Source organism: Kitasatospora aureofaciens (assembly GCF_019192735.1).
GTDB lineage: Bacteria > Actinomycetota > Actinomycetes > Streptomycetales > Streptomycetaceae > Kitasatospora > Kitasatospora aureofaciens_A.
In genome coordinates this window covers 34730-51220 of the sequence record NZ_JAHTKP010000056.1, presented here as the reverse complement: position 1 = coordinate 51220, position 16491 = coordinate 34730, and the positions used below count along the sequence as shown (strand labels likewise).

Below are 16491 nucleotides of genomic sequence, written 5' to 3'. Positions count from 1 at the left end.
TTACCCGGCGTAGCCGGGTAACCACGGGCCTTCGGCCCGGGTTGCTTGCGCCTTCGGCGCTGCGCGGCGGCTTCGCCGCCGCCCCGGCCTTCGGCCGGGGGCCTCGGGCTTCGCCCGTGGCTGGCCCGCACTTCGTGCGGGCGGCCGGCTTCGCCGGCGGATCGGGCTTTGCCCGATCGGTGGGGCGGGGCGCTACGCGCCCTTGGCGGTGGGTCAGCTCCTACGCTTCGCTTCGGAGCTGAGGTGGTGTGAAGTGCGGGGGCCTGCGGCCCCTAGACAGGTGAGACCCGTGCTGTATTCGGGCGAGAGCTGGCCCGCGCGCAGCGCGGGCAGCGCGGGCCGGATCCGGCTGCGCCCGATCAGAAAGGGGCGGCGGGCGCTGCGCGCCCTGGGGTAGTGGGGGTCAACTCCGCGCTTCGCTGCGGAGTTGGGTGGGTGTCAGGGTGGGGCCTTCGGCCCTTGGTGGGGTGGTGGGTGGATGCCGGGCTTCGCCCGGGCTGACTGGGGTGGTGGGCGCTTCGCGCCTTGGGGGGTGGTTGGGTGATGGGTGGTCATGGGGTGAGGTCACTCGTTGGAGTGGTGGAGGGGCGGGCTTCGCCCGTTCTCATGCATCAAAGACAGTAGCCCGCTAGACTCTGGACTAGTGGAAGGGCCCCGGGAGATTCTCGACGGCCCGCGCTCACGGGGTTGGTCGCTCCGGGTCGGCTCTGTCGAATTATTCTCAAATTCGAGGATTGGATGCGTGGAGGCCGGGTGTGGCGGGCGGCGATACTGACGGAATTGAATTCGCGCGGTGGCTGGTGCAGCGGCGGGCTCAGGGGACGTCGCCCGATCGGGGCCGGCCACTGGGAGGCGCAGGTGTGGGAGCGGGAGACCGGGCTAGGGCTCGTCCGGTGCCAGGGTCAGCGATCCCAGTCTCGTCACCAGTTCCTCATCGTTCAGGTGTCCTCCGAACCGGTCCCAGCTTGCGATGAACCGTCCGGGGGTGAGCCCAAGGTCGAAGACTGATGTGAACGTCGAGATCATGCAGAAGGCGATCGCGCCGTCGCGATCAACCGGATTGGTGATCCGGGCCTCCAGGTCGCCCTTCAACCAGGTGAGCATCTCCAGCGTGGACGCCCCGTCGATCGCCCTTCGACGCAGTTCCCGCTCGATCTCCTGCTGTCCAGCGCCCCGGCTCATACCCCCACCCTCCGAAGAAGCCAGTCTGCAAATGATGACATGGTGCGCTCCACCCTCCCTGCACACAGCCCCACGGTCGACGGCCAGCGCACCTGCCATGCAGGTGCTCACAGGTTCGGGGCATCCTCACTGAATAGCTTGACAATTCGAAGAGCTTCAAAAGCTGCCACGTCGCCGTTCTCGCGAATTTCCTGGAAAGGAATTGCCTGTCATGCCCAAGAAGCTCCGCCTTAATCAGGAAGAGGCGTGCGACGCGGCAGTACGACTTCTGACGCCTCCGGCGTCGGGTCTGGTGCCGCCGCAGGGGCTGCGGTGCCAGATCCGGGCCGCGACGGGCGCGGGCAAGTCGCTGACGGCCGTTCACGTCGCCGGGCGGCTCCGCTCGGAGCGAACACTGGTGATCGTGCCCTCACTGCCTCTGCTGGAGCAGACGGTCGAGGTCTGGCAGCGCGAGGGCCACAGCGGGCTGATGGTCGGGCTCTGCTCGCTGGTGGGCAACGAGCAACCCGTGGGCCTGCGCTGCACCACCGACCCGGCGCAGCTGGTGAAGTGGACGGCCGGCCCGGGGAAGGTGACGGTGTTCGCCACATACGCCAGCCTGGGCCTGGGCCACCTGGAGAAGGCCCACCAGGCGGGTTTGGAACCCTTCTCGCTCGCGATCGTGGACGAAGCCCACCGGGTCAGTGGCCAGACTGGCCGGCCGTGGGCGGCGATCCTGAACAACACCCAAATCCCGTGTGACCGCAGGTTGTTCATGACGGCCACGCCGAGGCTATGGGCCGTCAAGGAGCGGGATCGGGAGCGGGCGGCGGCGGCCGGCATCGGGTCGGCCGAACTGATCGCGAGCATGGACGACGAGAGCCTGTCCGCCTTCGGCCCCATCGCCCATGACTATCCGCTCGGGCAGGCGATCTCCGACGGCGTGATCGCCCCCTACCGCATCGTCTGCGTCGACGTCTCGGACCCGGTCCTCCAGGGCCTGGAGCAGCGCGGCGCGAGTGACCGGTCGGTGGAGTACCGGGGAGCCCGGCTGGCGGCCCTGCAGACCGCTCTGCTGACCGCCTGTGCGGAGTGGGACCTCTCTCGGGTGCTGTCCTTCCATCACCTGGTGACCGAGGCGCGGGCGCTGAGTGCCGGCCTGCCGGAGGTGGCGCGGGTGCTGTGGGAGCAGGACCCGGCGCTGCACCCGGACCCTGAGCTGATCGGCACGAGCTGGCTGGAGGCCGAGCACACCTCCGCCGAGCGCCGGGCCGTGCTGGGCACGTTCGCCTCGCTGGTCCGGGATGACGGGTGGCGGCTGCTGCGGTACATCCTCGCCTCGGTGAAGGTGTTGTCCGAGGGCGTGGACACGTTCGACTGCGACGCGGTGTTCTTCGCCGACGTGCGCGGCTCGATGGTCGACCTGGTCCAGGCCGTGGGGCGGGCGCTGCGGATGAAGCCGGGCAGCGGGAAGGTCGCCACCATCGTGGTGCCCGTCCTGCTGGGTGCCAGCGAGAACGGCAGCCAGTTGCTGACCTCCCCGGCCTACGACGGGCTGTCCAAGCTGCTGATGGCGTTGCGGGCGCACGACGCGGCCGCCGTGGAACGGCTGGCGATGCCGCAGTCCGAGACGCGGCCGCCGAGGAAGCCGAAGCACGCCGGAGAGCCGGAGGAGTTCCGCTCCGCCGCCGGCCAGGCGCAGCTGCTCCAGTTCTCCACCCAGCGCGACCCGGCCGTGATCGCCGCGTTCGTGCGCACCCGGGTGCTGGAGCCGGAACGGGCCGAGTTCCGGCGCGGCCTGGAAGAGCTGCTCGCCTACCGCGAGAAGTTCGGCGACGTGAAGGTGCCCTACGCCTACCGGGCGCCGTCCGGACACCGCCTCGGGGCGTGGGTAGCCGACCAGCGCCGCTACAAGGCCGCCGACGTCCTGGACCCGGAGCGCGTGAAGGAGCTGAACGCGCTCGGGATGGTGTGGTCGGCGTTCGACACCGCCTTCACCGACAACCTCACCGCGGTCGCCGGGTACGCGGCCAAGCACGGCCACGCCTGCCCGCCCAACGAAGCGGTGTGGGGCGGGCGGCCGGTCGGCACCATCATGAAGAACCTGCGCACCGCCCAGCGGCGCACCGAAGCCCTCCAGCGCCGAGCCGAGGCCGGCGAGCAGGACCTGGACTGGACGGGAGCGCTGACCGCCGACCGCAAAGCCGCACTCGACGCCATCGACCCGGCGTGGTGCCCCACCTGGTCGGTGGAGTGGCAGCGCTCCTTCGCCCTGGCCTGGCGCCACGTGAAGGAGGGCGGGCAGTTGGCAGGCGCGGAGCCGGGTTCCGTGGTGGTGCAGGGTGAGGATCTGGCCGGGTGGGGGCGCGCGCAGCAGGTCGGCTGGGACAAGCTCAGCCCCGCCCAGCAGTGGGCGATCGAGCACGTCCTCGGACTCGAACCCCTGCCCGCCGAACAGAAACCGGCGGGGAAGGTCTCGCACGCGGAGAAGGAACGCCGCAACCTCGCCGCCGCCACCCAATACCGGAACCGCGAAGGACACCTCAACGTCCCCCGCACACACAAAGAACCCCTGACCCTCGACGACGGCACCACCATCCAGATCAGCCTGGGCCTGTTCATCACCAACACCCGCAACAGACGAGCCCACATCCCCACCGAACGCGCCGCACGACTCACCGAACTGGGCATGCGCTGGGAGTAGACAGAGCGCCGGAGGCTAGCCGCTGACAGGCTGGGCCCGGCCGCCACGGATGCAACACACCCGCCGCAGCAACACGGCTCGGGCCCCTCCGGAAGAAGCAAATGCCCAGCTCAGGGGTGCAACACGGGCCTTTCGCGTGGCAGCGCATGCACCCCTGACGCGCCCGGCTGTCTCGCCCCACGGCGCCACCACCAAGTCAGCCGCGTTGGAGTGACGCGCTCCGAGGGAAACCAAACGTCCATCTCGTGGCTTCCCTGCGCGAGGACGAGACGTTTCGGGCTACAGGCCGAGTAGGTCCCGCAACTGCACGGCTCCTTCCCACAACGACTCGATGGTGACGTCGGCGGTGACGGGCGTCGTCTCGGTCCACCCGTCGTAGCTGTTCTTCCCATCGCGTACAGGCCTCCAGTCCTGGGCCCGCCACTCCGCGATCACCTCCCTCTCAAGCCGCTCGGCATCGCGCCCCACGAGGAAGTCCATGGTGTACCTGCTGTTCCACCCCCGACGTTCATGCTTCTGGATCCGGCCGGTACCCAGGTTGCAGATCCCGACCTTCGCCGCCTGAAGACGTTCGTGGAACAGCAGGTACACCAGGGCCGGCTGGCTTCGCTTGAAGCCATGCTCGGCACACTCCGAACAGCCGCTACCGCGGCTGTTCACGCTGCCAAGAGTCGGATAGACGACGGCCCGGCAATCCGGGTTCGTGCACTCACACTTCCAGCGCTCGCGCACTCCTGGATACGGAACCAGCGGCAGCAGTCCGGCCTCGATCATGGTGTCGCGCGCAGCTTCCGGATCGATCACCACTCCAGCGCACCATTTGCAGGCCTGCGCGCCACGCCGGATCCAGGTGAGCCGAGGGTAGATGATGCGGTCGCTCGGCCCTGGGCAGTCGGTGGCAAGGCACATGCTGCGCCAGCGCTCGTTCACCCCCTTGTAGGGGTCGAGCGGCCTGGCGCCGACCGCGAGCATCTCAGTGACGGCCTGCTCCTCGGGTACGCGCATACGCCCGCCGCACCATTTACACCCGCCGTTCCCGCTGAGAACAACGCTGGCGTAGGTGGGGGTAATGTCGTCCGCCTCGCAGGCCAGGCACTTACAGGGCCACGGTTGCAATGCCTTCTGGTACGGTTCGAGCGGCTGGACACCGCGCTGGATCATCTCGTAGACCGCGCGTTCAGGCCGGACCGCGACCCTGGCGCAGTATTTGCAGGCCGAGATCCTCGCGAGGCGGGCGTCCGACAGACGTGGGCGGATGTCGGCCGGCTCTCCTTCCCACAGACCGGGGCACAGGGCGCTCAGGCACCGGCTTCGCCAGGGGATGTCCACTCCCGGGTACTCCTCCAGCGGTTCTACCCCAGCGGCACGCATCTCCTCGACAGCCACGTGAGCTGGAACCTTGCGCTGCGCGGCGGCACGCGCGCGGCCGCACGGGTCACAGCCACCACGGCCCGGCTGCATGACGTTGCGGTAGATCGGTGTAACGAACTCACCGCACTCCATGCAGACACTCAGCCACCGCTTGGAGCTAGTGGGCCACGCCGATATCGGCCAGACACCCTTGCCGATCATGTTCGCCTTAGCGACCCTGGGATCGAGATGACGGGGCACTTCACTCCAAACAACCGACGTTGCAAAGACGTTGATGTCCGTCGAGCCACCCCGACGATGCAGTCACCGTAGTGTCCATCACCGACATCGCGGGCCAGCAAGCAGCAGAACGCCGAGCGGGTCGACGTCTTCTACGACGAGTCCGCGAGCGCCTCCGCAGCACCGTCCGACGACGTCTTCTGCCTCTGTCGGGCCAACCTGTCGCGCCCGACCCCGCACGAGGGTAGACGCCCATCCGCGCACCCATGAGGGCCGGGCCTGTCAAGCACGCGTAGGTGCCTGGCCTCGGGTTCTTTCCTGCTGCTGCCGGGGCTGCGTGGTCTTCGGGGCTTCCTCGCAGTCGCTGTTTCCGCCGCTGTGTGGAGGAGTCCAGTTGGAGCGCCCGGAGCCCGGCGAGGGACGAGCGGGCGAGGACGAACGAGCTGGACACCGAGACGCGGCGGCGGACGATGGGCAGCTGAGGAAGCGTGAAGTTGCTGTGGGGCGTGGATCGTTGGCGTCCCCGGCAAGTGGTCCGCGTGTGGTGTCACATGCACCCATTCGGCGTCTGGCCGGTATGGCCGGCGCCATGACCGTGGTCCGGGGGCCGGGCTGCTCAGTCAGGTCATCGAGCGCGGCGGAGCCGTCTCATGCGAGGAATGCGAGCGCACCCGGGGTCTGTGGGGGATCCGCGCCGCAGCGTGTCATCGCGGTGGTCGCTTGCGCTGGTCCTGGTCGGCGCGCAGGGCGCGTAGGAGGTGGAAGGCGCGGGTGAGGAGTTTGCGGGCGATGGCGGTGGTGGCGATCGGCTTCCCGCGCCGGGCGGCGATGGCCTGGTAGGTGTCGGCGAAGGCGGGGCTGCGTTTGGCGGTCTGGGCGGCCTCGCACAGGATCCAACGCAGCCAGGCGGAGCCCTGTTTGGAGATGTGTCCTTGGTGGACGGTGAGGTCCGAGGCGCGGACGGTGGGGGTGAGGCCGGCCCAGGCGGCGAGCTTGCGGGCGGAGGGGAACCGGGTGATGTCGCCGACCTCGGTGATGATCACCAGGGCGGTGAGCGTGCCCACCCCCGGCAGTGTGGTGAGGGCCTTGACCGCGGGGTCGCCCCGGGCGCACGCGGTGAGCTGCTTGTCGAGGGCGTCGATCGGGACCTGCAGGGCGTCCATGACGTGCAGCAGGTCGTCCACCACGCGGCGTGAGGCGTCCGGCAGGTCGAGGGACGCGAGCCAGTCCCGGCCGGGTCCGGTGAAGCAGCCGCCGCCGACCCGGTCGTGGCCGAGGTCGGCCAGGACGGCGTGAACGCGGTTGCGCAGGAGCGTCCGCAGGCGAACCAGCTGGAAGCGGTGGCGGAGCAGGGCCCGCTACTGACGGACGTCGAGTGGGGCGATCCACGCCTCCGGCAGCAGGTCGGCGCGCAGTAGCCGGCCCAGGATCGCCGCGTCGACCTTGTCGTTCTTCAGCCGCGCCGAGGCGATCGCCTTGCAGCGCAGGGGGTGGACAAGGTGGGGTTCGTAGCCGTAGTCCTCCAGCAGTTCCACCAGCCAGCCCCAGCCGTACGCGGCCTCGAACGCCACGGGGGTACCGATCGGCAGATCCCCGATCACGCCGAGAACCGTCTCGACGCCGTTGGGTACATTCCGGTTGACCCGGACCGTGCCCTCCTCGTCGAGAATCGCGATCTGCGACCTCTTGCGGTGCACGTCGATTCCGACGTAAACAGACATGTCGGGCCTCCTTCCCGAGCTCGTACACACCCGGACGATAGGCATCGCCGGGCTGAGCACGGAAGGGGGCCCGGCCCTCATAGGGTCAGGTCACAGGGCGCGACAGGGGGCCGCGACAGCCCCATGGTGGCCGGCTCAGGCAGCACGGTCTTTCACCGGGTAGAGCTCGGTGAGTCCGCTGCGACGAGGACGACCCGTGGGCAGCTGTCAGCCAGGACACCACCACGCCGCCCGCCGGCAAACCCGCCGCCCCGTCCGTCTCCGTCAGAAGCCCCTCGCCCAGCTTGGCGCCACGCCGGCTCGAGCAAGGCGCTAACCGCCGTACACATCGCCAGCCGACTCACAGAGTGTCAATCCCGATGAGCTGTTCCAGGGCGAACTGGAACACGTCGTTCTCCAACGCTCTGGTATCGGCGTCTGCGCAACCGAGGTCCTGCAGCAGGCGGGTCCGCATGACCCACAGGAGTACCTGGCCATGCCAGTGGCGCTCTTCCGCCGTGAGGACGTGTTGCCGTGTCGCGCTGCCATGGGAGACCTTGTTGCGGGTCTGCGTCAAGTTGCCGACGAAGTCAGGAGCCCAGTCGACGACTTCTTCGCCCAGGGCACCGGTTGCAGCTACCACGTCGTTGAGCTTCCTCCACATTGGTTTGTCATTACGCGCCTGGATGACGTTTCGCACCCAGGTAGTGGTGTCGGCGTCCAGACCAGCACTGTCGAGCGCCGCTACCACCTGCTTGACCCGCTCCTTGTGGTCCGGCTTGGAGACATCGGTGGTGCCGAACTCCTTCTTGCGGGCGTCGTGGTAGGCCTCTGCACTCTGCACCAAGTTTGCGAACTGGTGCTCGGCATAGGTGAATGGCGCATAGAACGGTGCGAGCAGCGTTACAAGCACGCCTTCAAGCTCATCTCGCAGGTCAAGCCACCTGGGCAGCAGATCGGCCAGCGGCATTGGACTCGTAGTGGCCGTAAGCATCGTAGGCATTCTTGGACTTCGGACCGACTCGCTCGAAACCGTGGCCACCGGAGTTATGGCGAAGAAGGCCTCGCACCAGGCATCGGATCCTTCGGGCAGCAATTCAAGTCGGTGCATGCCAATGGCTCGACCGAGACAGAGGACCAAGAGGTCTTGGAAGGGTCGAAGGTAGGTTCCAAGCAGTTCCCTCCACTCTTGGGCTGAGGTCACCTCAGCGGAGTAGGAGCACGACCTATCCAAGTGGATGGCTGTCCAGCTCCTGCTACCGATCGCCCAGCATTGAAGCGTCAGGCGTGCATCGCCCCACCTAGTCGTCATCAAGTCTTTCGGTGCCGCATGAACCTTGATGGGGTCCGACGAAAGGCCGCTAACCAGCTCAGGTGCACCCGCCCAGGCTGCCAGGTGGTCGAACTTGGCTCGGATCCCCGTGAAGGCAGCGCCTGGGGCGAGTTCGCCGACCAACGCGAGCGCGACTCGGTACGACTGCTCTTGCACCGCTAGCTCGGGCATGGCCACAAACCCGCAGCGGAAATCAAGGTCACTGGGCGACCGTCCCGCAGCTCCCCGTGCGCGAGAGGGTTCACCTCCCACTTGGTGAACACCGACGGCGCTCCTGCAGCCGCCGGCATCAAGACCGGTTGCAGCCCCCTTCCATAGACAGTCAATTTAAGCCCGTCGGGGCTATAGCTGAGCGTCCCTGGCACCTTCGAGTCAGGTGTATCGGGCAGCCACCACATGCCCTCGGAGTCGAAGAATTCCACGTACCCAGTATCCCCGCCGCGGAGATTGACAGCCGCTGGGAGCCCAGTCGGCAGTCTCGTGTGCTGGCCCAGTCTTGGCGGTCAGTTGAGGTCGAAGTCGTTGGGTCGAAGTCGAAGTCGCCAGCCGAGAAGCCTCCGTAGCCGACGCCGCCGTTGAAGTAGTCGGCGAGGGCCTGGCCGACGATCTGCCGCACCTCGACCTCGTCCTCGGCGAGCGCCAGGGCGGCGGCCTGCTCGCCCGAGAGGTTCAGGTGGAGGTCACGGGCCCGAACCGCGTCCGAGCCGCGGATCTCGAAACTGACGGCGCGGCCAACCCGGGCCCCGATCCCGGAGACCGTGCCGCGCTGAGCCAGCTGCCTGGCCCTGCGCTCCCGGCCCCGCTCCGTGGTCTGCACATCGACCGCCTCGCGCTGCAGCCGCTCGGCGTCCGCCCCCTTGGGGTGGCGGGTGCCATCGATCCAGCGCAGCACGGTGCGCGGCGCGACGCCGTCAGCGGCGGCCATGGCCTTGGTGTTCCCGCCGTACTTGCGCTCCCGCACCTGACCGGCCTGCGTCGTGGGCGCTGGACTGGTCCCATCGGGCTTGGCTCGTTCAGCTGGCGGATTCTCCGATGTAGGTCTTCTGCATCCGGATTTGTCTGATCGAGGCTGCTGGGCCGGGCACCGGCACCGCCTGGGTGGAAATTACCTGGGACCCGGTCTCCCGGGCGGCTTCGGCAATGTCGCGCAAGACGCCGTGCACGACCTCGTCGGCAATGCCCTGCTGGAACGGGTTGTCGAGCATCAGTAGTCCGGGATAGGGGCAGTCGCCGTCCATGTCCTTGGCGAGGAAGAGCAGAGCCCGGCTATAGGCGAGAAAGAATAGGACCGTGGCTTCGGCCCCGAGAGCCTGGTGCCAGGGCCGGGTGCCGACGTAGAAGGTCAGGTCGTCGGCGCTGATCGTCACGTTGCTGGTCACCCACACGTCCTCACGGTGGCGGTCCAGGAACTCGTTCATCCGCTCGGCGAACACTGCGCAGCGGTCGAGGGGGGTCTTACCGGGACGGGGTCCCTCGTCAATCTGCCGCTGCAGATGGGCCAGGCGCCGAGCAGCCTGCTCGGTCGCTTCCGTGGCGGCTGCTTTGCGGGCGATCATTTCGTCAACAGCCGGCAAGGCCATGAGCTTCTGCTGCAGTTGGGCAAGTCGGGCTGCTATCTCTTCGAGCGTGCTCATGAACGGCGCGAGGCTGGCGGCCCGATCGGTGTTCAGCCGAGCGGCGAGGTCGTGGTGGTGGCTTTGGGCCTGCTGGTGATCGGCCTTGGCCTGGTCGAGGTCGCGGCGTGTGCGGGTGATGACCTCTTCAAGGTCTTCGTCCTCAGCGGTCAGCGATCGCTGTTCCAGTTCTCCGCGGCGCCGGCGCTGGTCGTCAGTGACCGGCTGCATGCACACATAGCAGGAGCCCTCGGGGTGGTCACGGTGGACGTCGATCTTCTGCTCACAGGCGGGGCAGAGTCGTACCGGGAGGCTGCCGAACACGTCCACCGAGGCGATCAGCCGGTCCATGCGGGCGATCTCGGCCTTGACGGTGTTCTGGGACTGGACGTGGGCCGCGAGGACCTGCTCGAGGTCGGCGACCGTCTCGGCTGCCTGGGTCAGTTCCTGGGTGGCCCGCTCGTACTGCCCGGAGAGCGTCCTGTCGTAGCCCGGAGTGGTACCGCTGGGGCCTTCGACAACGAGGAGCTCGACCTCCTGGGTCAGCCGGCGGCGCTGTTCGTGGACGGAGTCGAGCTCGGCCTGGAGGTCTTCCCGCACCAGGTCGACCTGCTGTTGTGTCCGGGCGATCGGGAGCTGCAGGTTCTCGCACACGGCGGCGATGGCTCGATCTGTGCTGTCGTGGACTTCCCGCTCCGTCGCTTGGGCCTGGGTGAGGTTGCGCTGCGCGGCCGCGAGGGCAAAGTCGTTGTTGTTGTATCGGGCCGGGGCGAATCCGAGCAGGAAGCTGATCACCGCACGCCGGAGGTACTCCTGCTCCTTGTCGGCGAACTGGGTCCAGGAGTCCTCGTTGCGGTACATATGGCGCAGCACGCTGCGGAAGCTGAGGGGCACAAGCTCGGTTGCGGTCGCGGCGTGAAGTCCTTTGGGGATGCTGAGGTCCGGCCAGCCGAGCTCGCGCAGGATACGGCTGGAGAACTCGGCGACGGGGAACTCGTTGCCGTTCACGACGACCTTGTTCTGGCGCCCGTGCTGCAGGCTTCGCCGGATCTCGGCCGGACTTCCGTTGACGGTCAGGTCGGCGAGGATCTCGATGTACTCGTCGGCGACCGCTGCCTTCAGCGCGTCGGCAGGGCTCCCGCTCTTCCCAAGGCAGTAGTCGATGGCCTTGAGGGTGGTGGTCTTCGAGCTGTTCCTGACACCTTGGATGATGTTCAGGCCGGCCGTGTTGAACGTGTACTTGTCGATCTCGCCCGACGCGTGGACCAGTGTGATCGCCTCGACCCGGAGCCCGGGCCGGGAGGGTGCCGTGGGCTCGGTCATGGCCTGATCTCCTGGTGGTAGGCGAGGTCTGCAACCTCTTCAGGGAAGAGCTGATAGACGAGGTTCTTCAGGTCGGTACCGGACCACTCGGCGAGGTTGCCGCGCATGGCGTGGCAGCGGGCGACGATGGGCCGGAACTGCTCCATCGCTGCGAGGGTGGCAGCGGTCTTCTTGCCCCTGGCGGTCAGGCGGACGCGCTCGGGTTTGTGGCTCGTCGTGATGGTGATGAGGTCGCGGGCCGCGAGGAAGGCCAGGAACTGCCGGTAGCGGGGGTCCCAGGGCCCGAAGCGGTAGCGGATCATCGGAGCCTCGACTTCTTCGGGCATGGATGCTCGGAATGCCGCGTCGTCCTGGATTGCGTCTGCGAGTGCCTCGTGAGCGCGTTCTAGGAAGGCCGGGTAGCGGAGGAAGAAGTCGAGCTTCGCCAGCTTGGTCCGGCCGGCGATGTGCGGTCCGGGCTGGCTGCCGCACTCGGCGAGCAGGAGGAGCAGCCGGGAGGCGTGGAAGTCCGGTGAGTCGTCCGGGTCCCAGGGCCGGTGGAGGGGCGGGACGGCGCTCGCTGCGATGCTAGGACGCATCGGCGTACCGATTCTGGCAGCGGGCAGTGATGTCCGCGAGGACGGCATGGGCGCGGGCCAGGGGCACGGCCCCGGTGCTCACCGCGGGGAGGTTCTCAATCCGCGAGAGGGTTTCGAGGTAGGCCTCCGACCCTGCCGGGATGCGTCCGGCGCGGCGCTCGGCCATGACGCGGGAGCAGACCGCGTAGACCTCGTCCGCGAAGACATCCATCTGCTCGCGCGCCGGGCCGAGGCTGCCCCGCCAGGTGCGGCGGTACTTGAAGGCGTTCTCCTGATGGACCTCCGCTTCCACCCCGGGGATGCCTGCGGCCGCGAGCTTGTCGGCCAGCTTCGTCAGGGGCGCGGTGCTGCCGTCCTGGCGTCGGCCGGTGACCTTGGCGATGGCCGCCTGGAGCATGTCGTGGAAGTCCGCAGCCGGCACAACGCGCGGCCGAGGAGCCATCGCGTCGCGGGCGATGCGCACTCCCAGCCAGACCATGACGTCCTCTACCTCGGTGGTCAGAGCTGGCTGCCCCAGGCTCTTGCCCACGATGGGTCCGAGCCGCCGTATCGCCCTGTCCTCGACCTGCTCGATGGTTCTGCCCTCGACCAGGACTTCGAGACGGTCCACGCACCAGCCCACGTCACGCTCGTCCGGAAGGACGACGCCGTTTAGCCGCCGGACGATGTCGGCCCGGGTCTCCGGTGGGACGGGACCGCGGGGCTTGCCGCGTTCCGTGACGAACGCGTGGAAGTCGGCCTGTGGGCTCTCGTTGACGATGAACGTGAAGCGCGTGCCGGCCGGGAGGGGCTTGCCGAGGAACAGCTTCCCCAGGTAGCTGCTCTCGGGCTTCTTGACGATGTCCGGGCGGCAGACGTCGGCGACGCTGTGGCGCTTGCCGGCTTCCTCGATCGTCTTCACCTGGCGGTAGACCGGGGCGTCCCCGTTGATGCAGACGATGTCTTCCAGGTCCTCCCAGGAGACCTGCGTCCACATACCCTCGTGCATGTCAAGGCAGTCGAGGAGGGTGATCACATCCTGGTACGCGAAGCCGCGGCGGCTTCGGCGTCCTCCGTCAGCCGGCGCTGCAGACACCTGCACCCCGATCTGACGCGGGCGGGCGCGCAGGGACGGCCGATGGTCCCGCTGGCCGCTGACGCACCAGCACCAGCACCACCCCCTAGATCATCCGTCGAGGACTGGCCAAGTAGACCACTCGGTGACTGACCGTGGCAATGGGTACAGCAGTCCGCAACTACCCTGACAACAGGGCGGCTTGTCTCCGCCCCCTACCGGGCAGCGGCCGGGTTCAGCGTGAATCCTGGTCCACCGCGGCGGATGGCGGTAGACCGGGGTTCGCAGTCAACGCAGCAAGCGGCGGCACTGGCCCGCTGGCGCACCCCTGGCCGACACCGGTAAGACGTTCAGCTCAGGTCGAAGTCGCTTGGGTCGAAGTCGAAGTCGTCAGCCGAGAAGCCTCCGTAGCCGGCGCCTCCGTTGAAGTAGTCCGCGAGGGCTTGGCCGACGATCTGTCGTAGCTCGTCCTCGTCCTCGGCGAGGGCCAGGGCAGCCGCCTGCTCGCCCGAGAGGTTCAGGTGGATGTCGCGGGCCCGAACCGCGTCCGAGCCGCGGATCTCGAACGACACGGCGCGGCCGACCCGGGCCCCGATCCCGGAGACCGTGCCGCGCTGAGCCAGCTGCTTGGCCCTGCGCTCCCGGCCGCGCTCGGTGGTCTGCACGTCGACCGCCTCGCGCTGCAGCCGCTCGGCGTCCGCCCCCTTGGGGTGGCGGGTGCCGTCGATCCAGCGCAGCACGGTGCGCGGCGCGACGCCGTAGGCGGCGGCCATGGCCTTGGTGCTGCCGCCGTACTTGCGCTCCCGCACCTGACCGGCCTGCGTCGTGGACTGCACCGGCGCCTTCCGGGAGGGGAACATGGCCTCGCGTACCCGGCCGAACAACCCCTTGCCGCCCGCCATCAGTTACCGCCTTCCTCATCGTCGTTGCCGGTGCCGGCCGCGTCGGTGCCGGGCTGCTGGTGGCCGATCGGGGTGCCGTCGATGGTGTAGTGGTGGACCAGCTTGGAGGGGTGCTCCTGGCGGCCCATCGCCTCGACCACGGCCTCAAGCGGGATCGAGGCCTCGTGCTTGTGGCTGCCCGGGGCGATGCCCAGGCGCAGCGCGCCGGGGACCGGGGTGCCGTCGTCCTTGACCGGGAGCAGCTCCAGCGGGGACGGGGCGTCGGTGGCGTACAGGTAGCTGTCGACGTTGACCGCGAAGGGGGCGCGGCCGGTGAGCAGCAGGGTTTTGCGCAGGCGGCGGTGGGCGGCGATGCGGGCGGCGGCGATGACGTGGAAGCGCAGCGCGGGGTCGTAGGACCACGCGGTGGCGACCTTCTCCAGCCACGTCTGGTCGTCCAGGTGGCGGGCGGAGTCGGCCCACTTGCCGATGCCGCCCTTGTAGATGTTCTTGTAGGCCCCGGCGAGGACCAGGGCGTCCGCGCGGACCGGATCGGTGCTGGCGTCCTTGTGTACGGCGTAGGCGGCCAGGAACTCGGTCGGGCTCTGGCCGTCGACCAGGCCGAGGTCGGCGTAGGTCCGCTTGTAGCCGGAGCGGATGCGGGTGGTCCACTCCTTGAGCAGCGGGGCGGTGTGGGCGGCCAGGTAGGCGGCGGTGATGGTGGCCGGGTCGAAGCCGTAGGTGGTGGCCATGTAGGCGACCGTCACGGTGGCGTACCAGCTCGGGCCGGTGGGCGGCTGGCCGTGGAAGGTGGCCGGGTGCGGCAGCAGCTCGTCCACCGCGATGCCGGTGAAGTCGCACCACCACAGGCCGGCCCTCTTGCCGCCGTCCCAGGCCGGGTGCTCCACGTACGCGTACGGGCCGATGGGCAGGCGCAGGGAGTCGGTGACGGACAGGTAGGAGGCGCAGACGTCGACCGCGACCGCCCACGGACGCCGGGCCTCGTCATCGGTGAGGGGGCGGGCCCACCACTTGTAGTCCTCCTCCTCGCACACCGCCTCTCCCTTGCTGAGAAGTTCGCGGGTCAGCGGGTGGCGGGCCCCGGCGGCCGGCGGCACGCACAGGTCACCCGTGGGCAGTGCGCCCTCGCGCAGGTGCGAGGACCACTCCCCCGTCGCCTGGTCCTTGACCCACTCCACGCGCGGGCGCACCGCGTCCAGGAGCAGCATCGCGGTCGAGGCGGTCGTCGCCCCCGGCGCGACGCCCAGGTCCGCGGTGAACGCCCGGTAGCGACGCGCCAGGACAAGCCCGTCCCTGGTGCCGTCGGGGGTGGTGGCCAGCGGGCCGGCGAGGGCGCTGGTGGCCTGCTGGCGGCCGTCGCCCTGACCCAGCCACGGCGCCACCGTGACTCGGACCGAGGTCTTCGGGCCGCCGGCCGACCCGGCGCGGCGGAAGGCGTGGAAGGACGGGCCGATCTGGTCGCTGATCTCCATGCCCACCGCGGCGGCGGCCTTCGCGAGCTTGGCTTGGAGCGCGGTCAGGGCCTTCTCGGTCGTCGGCAGCGCGGCGGGCAGGCCGAGCTGCTTGAGCGCGGCGGCGGTCAGGCAGACCATGCCGTCGCCGCCGCGTCCGGCCGGGTGGGCGCGCTCGACGCGCAGCGGCAGCCCGGTGCCCAGCCACGCGAACCAGTCGCCGAGATTGGCCCCGGCCGGGGCCGGGACCTGCGGGACATCCAGCACCCAGCCGCCGTCCTCGGCGACGTCCAGCGCGACCGCCGGCCACCAGCGCGCGGCAGCAGCCGTGGCGGCCGAGCTGGCAGGCCGCGCCGCGGCCGGACGGGCAGCGGCGGGCCGACCCGTCGTGCGGGTCGTCGCCGGGCGCGGCCCGGCCACCGGGGCCGGCGACGCGGTGGCCGCGGTGGGCACGGGCCGGACCGGCGCCGAGGAGGCAGGAGCAGCAGCAGCGGGGGCGACCGGCCCGGAGGCGACGGGAGCAGCGGGCGCGGGTGTGGCCGGGGGCTGCTCGGCCGGGGCCGAGGTGGCGGCCGGCTGCTGAGCGATGGCCGGCTCGGGCGCCGGGGCGGCGGGGCGGCAGAACCCGCCCAGGTGCATCGGGCGGCCCTGGGCGCGGTAGACGGAGGGCTGACCACACTGCACACACGGCGCCGCCTCGCCCATCACCAGCGAGCCGTCCGGGTTCTGGTCGAGCATCGGGACCGCCAGGCCGTCAGCGGTGTCCTGGGGGGGCGCCGGGGCGGTGAACGCCTGCGGCACGACCGGGGCAGGAGCGGCCGCGGGCTGCGCGGGGGCGGGGAAGCGCTCCGCCAGGCCCGCCAGCAGCCGCGCGTAGGCTGGGGCAATGTCCGGGCCCGGAACGGCGCTGCCATCCTCCCAGCCCCGCACCAAGGACGAGTCCACCCGCAGAGCCGCCGCGATCTGCGCAGGCGTCAGACCGGCCGCCAGGCGCAGCCTCGCCCGCTCGGCCGGAAGCGGCAGGCCGGTGTTCACGGCCGCCAGCAGGGCATCGACGGAGTCGAACAGCTCGTCGGACATCG

The 16491-nt window shown here is 69.4% G+C and carries 13 protein-coding genes and 1 pseudogene; 1 reads left to right on the top strand and 13 read right to left on the bottom strand.

Annotation, left to right across the window (positions count from 1 at the left end):
• Nucleotides 1-879: 879 nt before the first annotated feature.
• Nucleotides 880-1182, bottom strand: coding sequence for a hypothetical protein (locus KV557_RS33400; RefSeq protein ID WP_218205310.1), 303 nt, complete (start codon nt 1180-1182; stop codon nt 880-882).
• 211 nt (nt 1183-1393) lie between these two features.
• Between KV557_RS33400 and KV557_RS33395 the strand changes: the two genes are divergently transcribed.
• Nucleotides 1394-3865, top strand: coding sequence for a DEAD/DEAH box helicase (locus tag KV557_RS33395; protein WP_218205309.1), 2472 nt, complete (start codon nt 1394-1396; stop codon nt 3863-3865).
• Nucleotides 3866-4144: 279 nt separating this feature from the next.
• Here KV557_RS33395 and KV557_RS33390 read toward each other — a convergent pair whose 3' ends face one another.
• From KV557_RS33390 to KV557_RS33340, 12 genes and pseudogenes are all read right to left on the bottom strand, one after another.
• Complete coding sequence (locus KV557_RS33390; RefSeq protein ID WP_218205308.1) at nt 4145-5251, bottom strand: hypothetical protein; 1107 nt, start codon at nt 5249-5251, stop codon at nt 4145-4147.
• Between the two features lie 908 nt (nt 5252-6159).
• A complete protein-coding gene (locus KV557_RS33385) occupies nt 6160-6807 on the bottom strand; it encodes an IS110 family transposase (protein ID WP_218205316.1) in 648 nt (215 codons plus the stop codon).
• 6 nt (nt 6808-6813) lie between these two features.
• Nucleotides 6814-7176: an IS110 family transposase gene (locus KV557_RS33380; protein ID WP_218205307.1), complete on the bottom strand. Its 363-nt coding sequence runs from the start codon at nt 7174-7176 to the stop codon at nt 6814-6816.
• A gap of 340 nt (nt 7177-7516) precedes the next feature.
• On the bottom strand, nt 7517-8125 hold the full coding sequence (locus KV557_RS45025) for a HEPN domain-containing protein (protein WP_218205306.1): 609 nt from the start codon (nt 8123-8125) through the stop codon (nt 7517-7519).
• Between the two features lie 42 nt (nt 8126-8167).
• A pseudogene (locus tag KV557_RS45020) lies at nt 8168-8659 on the bottom strand (ApeA N-terminal domain 1-containing protein); the annotation flags it as partial.
• A complete protein-coding gene (locus tag KV557_RS45015; protein ID WP_374106706.1) occupies nt 8647-8886 on the bottom strand; it encodes an ApeA N-terminal domain 1-containing protein in 240 nt (79 codons plus the stop codon). The pseudogene KV557_RS45020 and the gene KV557_RS45015, both read right to left, overlap by 13 nt.
• On the bottom strand, nt 8811-9449 hold the full coding sequence (locus tag KV557_RS33365) for a hypothetical protein (protein ID WP_218205317.1): 639 nt from the start codon (nt 9447-9449) through the stop codon (nt 8811-8813). Before KV557_RS33365 ends, KV557_RS45015 begins: the two co-directional genes overlap by 76 nt.
• A 52-nt stretch (nt 9450-9501) precedes the next feature.
• A complete protein-coding gene (locus tag KV557_RS33360; protein ID WP_218205304.1) occupies nt 9502-11424 on the bottom strand; it encodes a hypothetical protein in 1923 nt (640 codons plus the stop codon).
• Nucleotides 11421-12002 carry a hypothetical protein gene (locus KV557_RS33355; protein ID WP_218205303.1) on the bottom strand — a complete coding sequence of 194 codons (582 nt, stop codon included), beginning with the start codon at nt 12000-12002 and terminating at the stop codon, nt 11421-11423. Before KV557_RS33355 ends, KV557_RS33360 begins: the two co-directional genes overlap by 4 nt.
• Entirely contained in the window at nt 11992-13077 is a 1086-nt protein-coding gene (locus KV557_RS33350) for a dsDNA nuclease domain-containing protein (RefSeq protein WP_218205302.1), read from the bottom strand. Before KV557_RS33350 ends, KV557_RS33355 begins: the two co-directional genes overlap by 11 nt.
• Nucleotides 13078-13406: 329 nt before the next feature.
• Complete coding sequence (locus KV557_RS33345; protein ID WP_218205301.1) at nt 13407-13958, bottom strand: hypothetical protein; 552 nt, start codon at nt 13956-13958, stop codon at nt 13407-13409.
• Nucleotides 13958-16489, bottom strand: coding sequence for a helix-turn-helix domain-containing protein (locus KV557_RS33340; RefSeq protein WP_218205300.1), 2532 nt, complete (start codon nt 16487-16489; stop codon nt 13958-13960). The genes KV557_RS33345 and KV557_RS33340 overlap by 1 nt, the downstream gene beginning before the upstream one ends.
• Nucleotides 16490-16491: the final 2 nt, after the last annotated feature.

Bases quoted from the DNA above. Each gene is read 5' to 3' on its own strand.
- KV557_RS33400 (WP_218205310.1), bottom strand. From the start codon at position 1,182: ATGAGCCGGGGCGCTGGACAGCAGGAGATCGAGCGGGAACTGCGTCGA.
- KV557_RS45025 (WP_218205306.1), bottom strand. From the start codon at position 8,125: ATGCCGCTGGCCGATCTGCTGCCCAGGTGGCTTGACCTGCGAGATGAG.
- KV557_RS33395 (WP_218205309.1), top strand. From the start codon at position 1,394: ATGCCCAAGAAGCTCCGCCTTAATCAGGAAGAGGCGTGCGACGCGGCA.
- KV557_RS33340 (WP_218205300.1), bottom strand. From the start codon at position 16,489: ATGTCCGACGAGCTGTTCGACTCCGTCGATGCCCTGCTGGCGGCCGTG.
- KV557_RS33360 (WP_218205304.1), bottom strand. From the start codon at position 11,424: ATGACCGAGCCCACGGCACCCTCCCGGCCCGGGCTCCGGGTCGAGGCG.
- KV557_RS33380 (WP_218205307.1), bottom strand. From the start codon at position 7,176: ATGTCTGTTTACGTCGGAATCGACGTGCACCGCAAGAGGTCGCAGATC.
- KV557_RS33355 (WP_218205303.1), bottom strand. From the start codon at position 12,002: ATGCGTCCTAGCATCGCAGCGAGCGCCGTCCCGCCCCTCCACCGGCCC.
- KV557_RS33345 (WP_218205301.1), bottom strand. From the start codon at position 13,958: ATGGCGGGCGGCAAGGGGTTGTTCGGCCGGGTACGCGAGGCCATGTTC.
- KV557_RS45015 (WP_374106706.1), bottom strand. From the start codon at position 8,886: ATGTGGTGGCTGCCCGATACACCTGACTCGAAGGTGCCAGGGACGCTC.